Genomic DNA, 12,489 nt, shown 5'->3' on the forward strand with positions numbered 1-12,489 from the left:
TGCCTCTCCTGCGCACCAGTCTCTTGTTCCCCGACAAACAACTTACTCACCCGGATTCAACCGGCCAGGATCGGCCGCGCCCGAGGTGCAGATGTGAGGACCTCTCCCGTGCTTCAGAAAACACCACCCGGTGAACTGTATCTCAGCATCCAGAATTTGTGGAAAGCGTTCGGAAGCTTTCTGGCGCTCAAGGACATCTCTTTGGAAATCAACGAGGGCGAGTTTGTTTGTTTCCTCGGCCCGTCCGGGTGCGGCAAGACCACTCTTTTGCGGGCAATCGCCGGATTGGATTTGCAGACCAAGGGTACGGTCATGCAGGATGGCAAGGACGTGTCCAATCTGCCCCCGTCCGAGCGTGATTTCGGGATCGTGTTTCAGTCCTACGCGTTGTTCCCAAATCTGACGATTGAAAAGAACATCGCTTTTGGCCTTGAAAACACCGGCCGCAGCAAATCGGATATCGCTGTTCGCGTAAACGAACTCTTGTCCCTGGTTGGTCTGCCGGATCAGGGCAAGAAATATCCGGCGCAATTGTCGGGTGGTCAGCAGCAACGGATTGCGCTGGCGCGTGCCATTGCGACCAACCCCGGACTTTTGCTGTTGGACGAACCCCTGTCGGCGCTGGACGCCAAAGTGCGTGTTCATCTGCGGCACGAGATCAAGGAGTTGCAGCGCAAGCTGGGTGTGACCACCGTGATGGTGACCCACGATCAGGAAGAAGCGCTGGCCATGGCAGACCGGATCGTGGTCATGAACCATGGTGTGATCGAACAGGTGGGGCCTCCTACCGAAATCTACCGGGAACCGGCCAATCTGTTCGTTGCCGACTTTATCGGTGAAATGAACCAGATCCGGTCACAGGTCACCAAAGGCGGACGTTTGAGCGTCGGGGAAAAGACCTTTGCCTGCCTCAGCCACAAGTTCAACGATGGAACCCCGATCATCGCGGCCATTCGACCCGAAGACATCATCCCTCATGAAGCTGGTTATCTCGACACGGGCGGCAATCGGAACTGCATAGAGGTGACGCTGGATGAGATGGAATTCTTGGGTTCGTTCTGGCGCTGCCGCTTGAACAACGAGAAGTTCGGATCATCGGAACTGATCGCGGATTTCTCGATCAACGCCGTGCGTCGTCTGGAACTGGAAGAGGGGCGCAGCGTGGTGATTGAGCTCCCCGAGAACCGCCTTATGGCGTTTGAAGTGCCGGAGGCCAAGGCATGAGCTCGGTTTCTACCAATCAGGACAGCATGCCTGTCGGGCCGGACATCAAGCCCAAGCTCAGCCGTGATGATATCCTGATGCGCGGCAGCATGATGGTGATCGCGCTGTATCTGGTCGTGACATTGGCGTTGCCGCTTTACACGATGCTGTCCAAGTCGTTTTCGACCTATCGGGTCGAGCTGTCCCAGTACGAGTTTCAGGTAAGTGACGACGCAGGCGTCTTCGACGGAACGATCCTGTCGGCAGACGAGTTGAACAGGAAATTGGGGGTCTATTCCGACTCTGATCTGGTGACGGGTTCGGACGGGCGCTTGCCGGTGACCGGATTCTTTCCTGATTTCAGCTTTCGCAGCCCGGTGATGTACAAGATCCGCAACACGACGGATACCGGGCGCTTTCTGGTCGGATCGACATTGAATGAAGGCACCGATTGGGTCGAGCTTGATTCCAACACGTTCCGCCGGGTGCAAATGCGGCCGGTCCAGTCGCGAGGGCTGGACAATTTCATCAACTACTTCTCGACACCGGCATTGTTCAATTCGATCAAGAACTCGCTTTGGATCTCGGTAGTCAGCACCATTGTGACGGTGACACTGGCGTTTTGGTTCGCCTATGCGCTGAACCGAAGCTGCATGCGGTTCAAGAGTGTTTTTCGCCTCATTGCGATGGCACCGATCCTGGTTCCGTCGCTTTTGCCGGGCATCGCGTTGGTCTACCTGTTCGGCAATCAGGGCATGATCAAGGAGTTGCTGTTCGGTGCCAGCATCTACGGCCCCATAGGCATCGTGATCGGATCAGTTTTCTTTACCTTTCCGCACGCGTTCCTGATCATATCGACCGCGCTCGCGATATCTGACGCGCGCCTGTATGAAGCTGCGGCCAGCTTGCGGTCGACGCCATGGCGAACCTTCTGGACCGTAACCATCCCCGGGGCCCGCTATGGCCTGATCTCGGCGGCCTTTGTCGTGTTCAACCTGGTGATCACCGATTTCGGATTGCCGAAGGTCATCGGTGGTCAATTCAACGTGCTTGCCGTGGATATCTACAAACAGGTGATCGGCCAGCAGAATTTTGAAATGGGCGCTGTGGTATCTGTGGTTCTGGTCATCCCGGCCATTCTGGCTTTTGCCATCGACCGGATGGTTCAGTCCAAGCAGGTTGCGCTGCTTTCGGCGCGTTCCGTGCCATATCAGGCGACGCCAAACCCGAAAGCTGACCGCATATTCCTGATCTATTGCAGCCTGATCGGCCTGTTCATCGTTGGTCTTCTGGCTGTGTGTCAGTTTGCAGCGCTGATCAAGTTCTGGCCCTACGACCTGAGTCTGAGCCTCAAGAACTATCAGTTCAACAGAATGGACGGCGGCGGCTGGGGGTCGTATTTCAACTCGATCAAACTGGCATTGCTGACGGCAGTCATCGGCACGACGGTTGTATTCTTCGGGGCCTATCTGGTGGAAAAATCAAACGGGTTCAGAACCGGTAGGTCGATTTTCCAGATGTTCGCGATGCTGCCCATGGCGATCCCAGGCATGGTATTGGGGCTGTCATATATTTTCTTCTTCAACAACCCGTCCAATCCGCTGAACGGGATTTACGGCACGATGGCGATTTTGGTGATTTGCACTGTGACGCATTTCTACACCGTATCGCACCTGACGGCCGTCACCGCGCTCAAGCAAATGGACAGAGAATTTGAGTCAGTGTCTGCCTCGCTCAAACAGCCGACAATGAAGCTGTTTGCACGGGTAACGGTTCCGGTTTGTCTGCCGGCGGTGTTGGACATCTCGATCTATCTGTTCGTCAACGCGATGACGACCGTGTCGGCAGTAGTGTTTCTTTATTCTCCCAAAACGACGCTTGCGTCCATCGCGGTGCTGAACATGGATGATGCCGGGGATATCGCGCCTGCGGCGGCGATGGGCATGATGATCTTTTACACCAACGCTGCTGCCCGGATCGTTCACCTGATTGCTTCAAAAGGCATTCTCAAGCGCACTCAGGCTTGGCGAAGCCGGTAGCCAAAGGAACCCTGCCCCTGCCGGTCAGGTATCGGCGGGGGGGCTTTTTTCTTCCAGCGCGCGCTGGGCGAAGTCCATGAAGGCACGGATGATCTTTACGTTGCGCCGTTGCGAAAGCGAAATCATGCTTTCACCCATTTGCAACTTCACGCCTTTCAGCTTGATTTGTCGCAATCGATCATCATGCCCATACTCTGCCTGAGAGACAAACCCGATGCCTGCGCCCGAGGCCACAAGCTCGCGCACGGCCTCGCGCCCTTCCGCAACGATTGCAGGATTCAACGTGATACCGCGCCTTTCGGCTTCTTCTTCCAGTTTCTGACGTGTTTTTGACCCGTGCTCTCTGAAAACCAACGGCAGATCGGCCAGCTCCTCCAAAGAAAGCGAAGGTTTGGATGCCAAAAGCACGCCTTGGGCGGCAAAGGCCACGATTTCAGTGGACCCCAGGTTCAACACGTCCATGTCCTTGCCGGGGGACAGGCTGCCGACGACACCGATCTCGGCGTTGTACGACCGAAGTTCTTCCAGGATTTCTTCGGTGTTTCCGGACCGCACGGTGATGGTGATTTTGGGGTACTTCTTTTGAAACGACCCCAGGAAAGACGTCATGTGATGCGCTGAATCGGCGATGATCCGCAATTCCCCGTCGATTGCGGCCTTGGTTTCCGAAAGATAGTCCTCGATCTGGTCTTCGATCTCAAAATACTGCTTTGTGAACCGGTAAAGCTGTTCGCCTTCAGGGGTGAGGTTCACGCGTTTTCGTTCGCGCTGAAACAACAACAGATCGTGATCCTGTTCCAGTTTTCGAACCTGTTCGGAAATCGCCGGCTGCGTCAGAAAAAGCGCCTCGGCCGCGCGGGAAAACCCGCCATGTTTGGCCACGTAATGAAAGGCTTTGAGCTGGCTGTGCCGCATCACAGGACCCCAATGATTCGTACATAGGCTGCACTTATAATTAGATTGATATTTGCAATTTCACATATAGCAACCGTTGCTGCAATGGTGTTTGTGAAAACGCTGTTCTGGAGCCTGGTAATGACGCCATCCCATCCAAAAATCGAGCAACCGCGCCTCGGCGAACCATACCTTTTGACACCCGGTCCTTTGACAACGTCCTATGCCGTGAAAGAGGCCATGCTGAAGGACTGGGGCAGCTGGGACGACGACTTTCGCGCCATGACAAGAGAGCTGCGGTCAAGCCTGCTGGACCTGCTTGGTGACGGCGCCGACGCGTTCGATTGCGTGCCAATGCAAGGCAGCGGCTCCTTCTCGGTCGAAGCAATGCTGGCGTCTTTTATTCCGCCGGAAGGAAAGGCGCTGGTACTGGCCAATGGCGCCTATGGGCAACGTTCTGCGCAGACGCTACAGTATCTGGGCCGGGACCATATCGTGCTGGACAAGGGCGATTACCTGCCGCCACGGGGCGACGAGGTTGCGCGCATTCTCGCGGATGACCCGGCCATCACGCATGTTGTTGCCATTCACTGCGAAACCAGTTCGGGTATCTTGAACCCCGTCGAGGAAATATCCGAGGCCACATATGCAGCCGGTCGCAAGCTGTTGATCGACTCGATGTCTGCCTTTGGCGCGATCGAGCTCAGGCCCTCGGATATTCGATACGAAGCCATGGTGTCTTCGGCGAACAAGTGCATCGAGGGCGTTCCTGGCTTTGGCTTCATTGTGGCGCGCAAGAGCGAACTGGAAGCCGCAAAGGGTAACAGTCATTCCCTGTCTCTGGATGTGCACGCCCAATGGGCGCACATGAACAAGACCGGTCAGTGGCGCTTTACCCCGCCGACGCACGTGGTCGCCGCCTTCATCGAAGCGCTTCGGGCGCATGCCGCTGAAGGCGGTGTTGCCGGCCGCGGCGCACGTTACACCCGCAACCGGGACGTCATGGTTGCGGGCATGCGTGAACTGGGTTTCGAAACGCTGTTGGACAATCGTTGGCTCAGCCCGATCATCATCACGTTCTTCTGCCCCGCCGATGAGAAATTCGTATTCGATCAGTTCTACAACCTGATGAAGGACAAAGGGTTCATTATTTACCCGGGCAAGCTGACCGTCGTCGACAGTTTCCGCGTCGGATGCATCGGTCAGATGGACGAAGACGTCATGCGCAATGTCGTGCGCGCAGCAAAGGAATCCCTGGAAGAAATGGGCGTGACAAACGCCGCTCCTCCTCTTCGGGCACTGGAAGAACGCGCCAAGCTGGCCGCTTAAACATCAAGGAAAATACAGATGACCATTCAAACCCCTGTCGAAGCAAATGAGCGCGTCTATCCGACGCCGAAGGTGCCTGCCATTGCCATCTGCCTTGATGGATGCGAGCCCGAATACCTTGATGTCGCGATTGCGAAAGGGCTGATGCCCAATCTCAAGCGGATACGGGAAGAGGGTACGGACCGACTGGCCCATTCCGTTATCCCGTCCTTCACCAACCCCAACAATCTTTCGATTGCCACCGGGCGCCCTCCGATCGTGCATGGCATCTGCGGCAACTACCTCATCGACCCTGACAGCGGCGAGGAAGTGATGATGAATGATGTCCGCTTCCTGCGTGCGCCGACCATTTTTTCCCAATTCTACGACGCGGGTTTCCGCGTGGCGATGGTAACCGCCAAGGACAAGCTGCGCGCGCTGTTGGGGGCAGGGCTGAAATTTGACGAGGGCAGGGCGGTTGCGTTTTCTTCCGAACGGTCGGGTGAAACGACGCTGGCGGAACATGGCATCGACAACGCCAGCAAATGGCTGGGCATGGACGTCCCCGAGGTCTATTCGGCAGAACTTTCCGAATTTGTCTTTGCCGCTGGCGTCAAGCTGCTGAAAGAGTTCAAGCCCGACGTGATGTATTTGTCGACCACAGACTATATCCAGCACAAGTTTGCACCCGATCAAAAAGGCGCACTCGATTTCTATGCCATGTTTGACCGGTATCTGGGCGAACTGGATGAATTGGGTGCGGCCATCGTGGTGACCGCGGACCACGGTATGAAGCCAAAGCATTTGGCGGATGGATCCCCTTCGGTTGTGTACGTGCAGGACCTGATGGACGAATGGCTGGGCAAGGATGCGGCGCGGGTCATTCTTCCGATTACCGACCCATACGTCGTGCATCATGGCGCGTTGGGGTCTTTTGCAACCGCCTATTTGCCTGACGGAGCAGACCAGGGCGACATCATCCGCAAGCTCAAGGCGACCAGCGGCATCACTCATGTGCTGACCAAGGCCGAGGCGATCGAGCAATTCGAATTGCCGGGCGACCGCATTGGCGACATCGTGATGGTTTCCGGTGAAAACATCTGCATCGGCACGTCCGAGCATCGCCACGATCTGGCAGCACTCAAAGAACCTTTGCGCAGCCATGGTGGTTTGACCGAGCAGGAAGTTCCCTTCATCGTGAACCGTGTCATCGACCTGCCAAACCAACCCGTGCTGCGCAATTTCGATGCCTTCTTCTACGCAACAACAGCGGCGGCACAGTAAGCTATGAAAGATCAGACCATGTCGAAAATCGAAGTACGCAACGAGGGAATGCGGATCGGTGGCGAGATTGTCTTTACAGACGACACCGTTCCCGTTCTCTACCCGTACACAAACGAGGTTGTGGGTCACGTACCAGCCGGTACAGCCGAACATGCGCGCCGGGCGTTCGAGATTGCGGCGAATTACAAACCCAAGCTGACCCGATACGAGCGCAGCCAGATCCTGCAACGGGCGGGCGAGTTGATCGGCGAAAAGCGCGATTATCTTGCGAAATGGCTGACGCTGGAGTTGGGGATCTGTCACCAGCATGCGATCTACGAAACCAAGCGCGCGCAGGACGTGTATCAATTCGCGGCGGCCGAGGCATTGAAGGATGATGGTGAAATCTTCTCCTGCGACCTGACCCACAATGGCAAGGCCCGCAAGATTTTCACCACCCGAGAGCCGGTGAAAGCAATCAGCGCAATCACGCCGTTCAATCACCCGCTGAACATGGTCTGCCACAAGATCGCGCCGTCGATTGCCACCAACAATTGCATGGTTTGCAAACCGACCGAGCTGACGCCGCTGACCGCATTGACACTGGCTGACATTCTCTATGAGGCCGGCTTGCCGCCCGAGATGTTCCAGGTCGTGACAGGTTGGCCCGGTGACATTGGCGACGAAATGATCACCAATGAGCACATCGATATCATCACCTTCACCGGCGGTGTGCCCGTGGGCAAAGTGATCGCCGAAAAAGGTGTCTACAAGCGTCAGGCGCTGGAACTTGGCGGCAACGACCCTCTGATCGTTCTGAATGACCTGAGTGAGGCCGATCTGGACAAGGCGGCAGCCATTGCGGTGGCGGGGGCTACCGGAAATTCCGGCCAGCGTTGCACAGCGGTCAAGCGCATTCTCGTGCAGGATAGCGTGGCCGATACATTCGTGCCGCTGGTTCTTGAGAAGGCCAGGAAAATCAAGTTCGGCGATCCTCAAGACCCGGAAACCGAATTGGGATGCGTGATCCATGACAAGGCCGCCGAGGTTTTTGAAAACCGCGTTTTTCAGGCGGAAAAAGAAGGTGCTGAAATTCTGTACCACCCCGGTCGCCAGGGTGCGCTGCTGCCGCCTATCGTGGTCGACAAGGTGCCCCATGACAGCGAGCTGGTGATGGAGGAAACCTTTGGACCCATCGTGCCGATCGTTCGCGTGCCGGACAACGACGAAGAGGTGATGGCAATTTCAAACGGAACCGAGTTCGGCCTGTCTTCGGGTGTCTGCACAAACGATCTGAACCGGGCGATTGCCTTCATCAACGGGTTGAACGTCGGCACCTGCAACATCTGGGAACAGCCGGGTTACCGCATTGAAATGTCGCCCTTTGGCGGCATCAAGGACAGTGGAAACGGGGTGAAGGAAGGCGTCATCGAAGCGATGAAGTTTTTCACCAACGTCAAAACCTATTCGCTGCCGTGGCCTAACTGAGTCTGTTGCCCTTACCCCTTATGCGGAAAGGGCAACACAGTTCCTCCCTGGTACTGGCGGGCTTGCGGGGTCCGCATCTTTTGATGATGGCAAAGAGGAGCGGCGATGCCACAAATTGTCCACACTGAAGGGGAATCAAACACGTCCGAGGCGCGCAAGGCGTGGCTGCAAAAATCCATGGGGCCCAAGTCATCGCCATTGCTCAAACGCGATGCAAACGTGTTCCTGCATCAATCTTTGTCCTCACCCTGCGTCAGCACCATTGCTAAGGCCGAAGGGCTCTGGATCGAAGACATCGAGGGCCGCCGGTACATGGATTTCCACGGCAACTCGGTGCACCACATCGGGTATGGCCATCCCCGCTTGGTCGCCGCCATAAAGGCACAGCTTGACGATCTGCCCTTTGCGCCCCGCCGCTTCACCAACGATCCGGCGGTGGAGCTGGCTGAAAAACTGGCAGAGATCGTGCCTGGTGATCTGGGCAAAATGCTCTTTACCACCGGCGGATCCGACGCCAACGAGGTTGCCCTCAGGATCGCGCGCGCCGCTACGGGTCGGTTCAAAACGATCAGCTTCTGGGATGCTTTCCATGGCGCGGGGTTCGGCGCTGCAAGTGTCGGCGGAGAGGCGACCTTTCGCAGTCACATTGCGGGGCCACTTTTGTCTGGCACCGAACATGTCGCCCCCTTTGCCTGCTATCGATGCCCTTACAATCATGCGGGCCCCGAAACCTGCGGGCTGGCCTGTGCGAAAATGGTGGAATATGTCCTCGAGCGCGAAGGAGATGTGGCGGCGGTCATTGCGGAGCCGATGCGCGCCGTGCCCTATGTCCCGCCGCCGGGGTTCTGGAAGACGGTGCGCGAGGCATGCAACCGTCACGGGGCGCTGTTGATCATGGATGAAATCCCGACGGGTCTTGGCAAGACGGGCAGGATGTTCGCCTTTGAACATGACGAGATCATCCCGGACATCGTGACACTTGGGAAGGCGCTTGGCGGCGGCATCCTGCCAATTGCCGCCTGTGTCGCCCGCAAACAGCTGGATGTCTGCGGAGATTTTGCCATCGGGCATTACACGCACGAAAAGAACCCGGTCACCGCCCGGGCCGCTTTGACCACGATCCAGATCATCGAAGACGAAGGCCTGGTTCGCCGGTCAGCCGAACTGGGTGAACATGCCATTGGTCGCTTGATGGATGAACTTCAGAACGTTCCGATTGTCGGAGACATCCGGGGACGGGGCCTGATGTTCGGGATCGAAATCGTCGATGATCGCGCCGACAAAACACCGGGAAACGCGTGCGCCGAACGGATCTACTATGCCTGCCTCGAGGCCGGTCTGAGCTATAAGATCTGTCAGGGGTGCGTTCTGACGTTGTCTCCGCCGCTGACGATCTCGCGTTTGGAGTTGGACCGCGCAATCGACATCGTAATTGCTGCAATCAAGGCCGAGAGTTGACGCCCCTTACCGATCTCGTGTCACAATAGAGGATCAGGGGCCGCGCCCTTCCGGGCGCCCTTGGCCAAGTTCATAGGTGACGGATGTTCCGTCAAAGCGCGGTCAAGTGCTTGCGGTGAAGCTCACAGGAGTTTACGCCTTGTAGGCCAAAAATGGGATGTATCCCTTCCCAATCGCGGCCGGTAACATGAATAATACAATGCGCCGCGACAAGCTGGGCCAAAAAGAATAACGGGGTAGAGTATGGCAATTGTCAGCTTCCTTATCAGCCTTGCTGGGGCGACGATGCTGCTGCTTTACGCGGTTCGTATGGTGCGAACCGGGATCGAGCGCAGCTATGGGGCGTCGTTCCAGCGGGTAATGACCCAACAACGCAGCTACCTTCAGGCCTCGGTGGTTGGGTTGACGATGGCGGTCGTGCTGCAAAGCTCGGCGGCCGTTGCTCTGTTGACCTCGGGGTTTGCGGCCAGTGGAATGCTCAGTTTTCCTGCCGGCCTTGCGATTGTACTTGGCGGCGATCTGGGGTCGGCGCTGATCATCCAGATTCTTTCGTTCCGGCTGGACTGGCTTGTTCCGATGCTGTTGGCGGTTGGGGGGTATCTGTTCGTAAAGACCGACGCCAAAAAAACCCGGCAAATGGGGCGCATCCTGATGGGCGTGGCCTTTATCCTGATCTCGCTTCGGTTCCTTCGCGAGGCGATGGATCCCATTCGGGACAGCGCGTTTCTGCCCGCGGTGGCGGATTATCTGGCGCGCGACTATATCACCGCGTTTCTGGTCGGGGGCGCCTTGGCTTTCATCATGCATTCTTCGGTGGCGGCCATCCTCATGTGTGTCACCCTTGTGCAGATCGGAGCGATCCCGTTCGCCGCCGGGATGTCTTTGGTGTTTGGCGCGAATTTCGGCTCTGCCTTCATTCCGGTCTGGCTCACCCGTGCCATGCCAGTCCAGGCCCGGCGCATTCCATATGCCAACCTGGCATTGCGTGGCAGTTGGGCTTTGGTGAGTTTGTTTGCCGCCAACATGGCTTTGCGGACCGGGTTGTTAGGAGACCCGCAAGGCGGGCAGATGCTGGTCAATGTGCATGTTTTGTTCAACCTGTCGCTGCTGCTTCTGGCCTTGCCATTTTGCGGGAGATTGAAAGTTCTGTTCGAAAGGTTTTTGCCGGATCAGAAGAAGGAACTGGTTCCGCAACCGGCACGACCGGCCAGCGCATTGGACATAGGAAACGTGGCAAATCCCAGTCAGGCCCTGCCAAGCCTCAAGCGTGAGCTGCTGCGGATGAGCGACCTTGTCGAAACCATGTTCCGGCCTTGCCTGGAATTGTATCGCAGTGGCGACAAACAACAGATTCGAGCGGTACAGGCCATCGACGAAGACGTGAACAATTGCCTGTCCGGGATCAGGGCATTCGTTTCCGCGATTCCACCGGATGTATTTGAAAAAAAGGATGAAAAATCCGCACGCGACCTGATGGAATTCGCAATCCGGCTGGAGACGGCCGGTGATGTCGTGGCCAAGCGCTTGACCGTGTTGGCGGGTGAAATGCGAGCCAAAGGCTCGAGCTTCTCGCAGGAAGGCTGGTCGGAACTTGTTCAAATGCACGAGGGTATTCTGGCCAACATGAAGCTGGCATCAAACGTGCTTATTTCAGACGATCTGGAAAGCGCGCGCCTGCTGAGCCTTGAGAAGACCGAAATCAAACGGGTGGAACGTGAAAGCCGAAAACGACATCTGCGCCGATTGCAGCACGGGTCACGGGAAAGCTTCGAAACCAGTGATATTCATCTTGAGACGTTGCGGGCGTTCCGGGAGTTCAACAGCCATATCGCATCTATTGCTTACCCGGTGCTGTACCAGAATGGCCAGCTTCTCGAGACGCGGCTGATCGACGAAATTGCGAAATAGCCGGAAGGTTCTGTGATAAAAATCTGAAAAAGCAAAGGAATGATGCTACACTTCTGATGACGGCAGCGAACAGGAGCCGGACTCGATGCAAGCACGGGTAAAGAAAACAGGAAGATCGAAACGCGAAGCAACAAAATGGCTTCAGTTTCGAAATTCGGTTTTGCGGCTGTTCGGCGTCGATGGAAGCTTCCGCCCAGAGCGCGGCGCAGAAGGCGGAATCCAAAAGGTCGCGGTCGAAAAGGCAACCACGTTTTACCTGCCTTGAAGCTGAATTGCGCGACGGTTTTTGGGGGCGTTCCCAGACCTGATCCTTGAAAAATTCTATGAACATCAATTCCGTGGAGTTTGGCGGGCCAAATCGTAGCTTGGGAACATGTTCGAGTGGAACTTTTGCTTGGTGCGTTCAAAGCTTAGCAACAAAGCCGATACCGGACGGCAAGTCCCACCCAGGAACCGATCTCAACAGGAAGGAATGGGCAGGGCGTTACTGCGTTTGATTTCGCGCAGAACGACATTTGTTTGCGCGCTTTCCACCGCCGGCAGGCGAAACAGGAATTCTTCAAGAAAAACGTTGTAAGCCCCGATATCCTTGCAGATCACCCGCATGTGGTAATCTGCCTGCCCGGTCGTTGCGTAGCATTCCATAACTTCCGGGCGCTTCTCGATCGCTGCAATGAAGCGTTCAAGATGTTCCGGATTGTGCCGGGTCAGATGAACATGCACCAGGGCCTGAAACGAAAGCCCGGCGTGTTCAGGCGACAATTCGGCACGGTACTGCGAAATCAGGCCGGCCTCTTCAAACACGCGGATTCGACGCCAACAGGCAGAGGATGACATGCCCACCCGTTCTGCAAGGTCAGCATTTGAGATGCGGCAATCCTTTTGAAGCAGCGCGAGAAGTTGGCAGTCACGTGAGTCGAGAAGCATT

At 56.4% G+C, this 12,489-nt stretch carries 10 protein-coding genes; 8 read left to right on the forward strand and 2 right to left on the reverse strand.

The annotated features are described in order from the left end of the window. Window positions 1-108 precede the first annotated feature (108 nt). On the forward strand, window positions 109-1,224 hold the full coding sequence (locus tag FIU92_RS17930; RefSeq protein ID WP_152460088.1) for a putative 2-aminoethylphosphonate ABC transporter ATP-binding protein: 1,116 nt from the start codon (window positions 109-111) through the stop codon (window positions 1,222-1,224). Further along, window positions 1,221-3,242, forward strand: a complete 2,022-nt coding sequence (locus FIU92_RS17935; protein ID WP_152460089.1) for a putative 2-aminoethylphosphonate ABC transporter permease subunit — start codon at window positions 1,221-1,223, stop codon at window positions 3,240-3,242. Before FIU92_RS17930 ends, FIU92_RS17935 begins: the two co-directional genes overlap by 4 nt. 24 nt (window positions 3,243-3,266) lie before the next feature. On the opposite strand, the gene FIU92_RS17940 is transcribed toward FIU92_RS17935, so the two are convergent. Further along, window positions 3,267-4,157, reverse strand: coding sequence for a LysR substrate-binding domain-containing protein (locus tag FIU92_RS17940; protein WP_152460090.1), 891 nt, complete (start codon window positions 4,155-4,157; stop codon window positions 3,267-3,269). 120 nt (window positions 4,158-4,277) lie between these two features. On the opposite strand from FIU92_RS17940, the gene FIU92_RS17945 reads away from it, so the two are divergent. From FIU92_RS17945 to FIU92_RS22875, 6 genes are all read left to right on the forward strand, one after another. Further along, the gene (locus FIU92_RS17945) at window positions 4,278-5,465 is read left to right on the forward strand and encodes a 2-aminoethylphosphonate--pyruvate transaminase (protein ID WP_152460091.1); all 1,188 of its coding nucleotides are present in this window, start codon (window positions 4,278-4,280) and stop codon (window positions 5,463-5,465) included. A gap of 18 nt (window positions 5,466-5,483) precedes the next feature. Next, on the forward strand, window positions 5,484-6,728 hold the full coding sequence (phnA, locus tag FIU92_RS17950) for a phosphonoacetate hydrolase (RefSeq protein WP_152460092.1): 1,245 nt from the start codon (window positions 5,484-5,486) through the stop codon (window positions 6,726-6,728). 18 nt (window positions 6,729-6,746) lie between these two features. Then, entirely contained in the window at window positions 6,747-8,195 is a 1,449-nt protein-coding gene (gene phnY, locus FIU92_RS17955) for a phosphonoacetaldehyde dehydrogenase (protein ID WP_152460622.1), read from the forward strand. 105 nt (window positions 8,196-8,300) lie between these two features. Next, window positions 8,301-9,653: an aspartate aminotransferase family protein gene (locus FIU92_RS17960; protein WP_152460093.1), complete on the forward strand. Its 1,353-nt coding sequence runs from the start codon at window positions 8,301-8,303 to the stop codon at window positions 9,651-9,653. 243 nt (window positions 9,654-9,896) lie between these two features. After that, window positions 9,897-11,561 (forward strand): Na/Pi cotransporter family protein, encoded by a 1,665-nt coding sequence (locus FIU92_RS17965; RefSeq protein WP_152460094.1) that lies wholly within the window; start codon window positions 9,897-9,899, stop codon window positions 11,559-11,561. An 85-nt stretch (window positions 11,562-11,646) separates the two neighbouring features. Beyond that, window positions 11,647-11,826 carry a hypothetical protein gene (locus FIU92_RS22875; protein WP_172978535.1) on the forward strand — a complete coding sequence of 60 codons (180 nt, stop codon included), beginning with the start codon at window positions 11,647-11,649 and terminating at the stop codon, window positions 11,824-11,826. Window positions 11,827-12,020: 194 nt separating this feature from the next. Here the strand turns inward: FIU92_RS22875 and FIU92_RS17970 are convergent, their stop codons facing one another. Next, window positions 12,021-12,488, reverse strand: coding sequence for an Lrp/AsnC family transcriptional regulator (locus FIU92_RS17970; protein ID WP_152460623.1), 468 nt, complete (start codon window positions 12,486-12,488; stop codon window positions 12,021-12,023). Window position 12,489 lies beyond the last annotated feature (1 nt).

The organism is Ruegeria sp. THAF33 (genome assembly GCF_009363615.1).
Classification (GTDB): Bacteria; Pseudomonadota; Alphaproteobacteria; order Rhodobacterales; family Rhodobacteraceae; genus Ruegeria.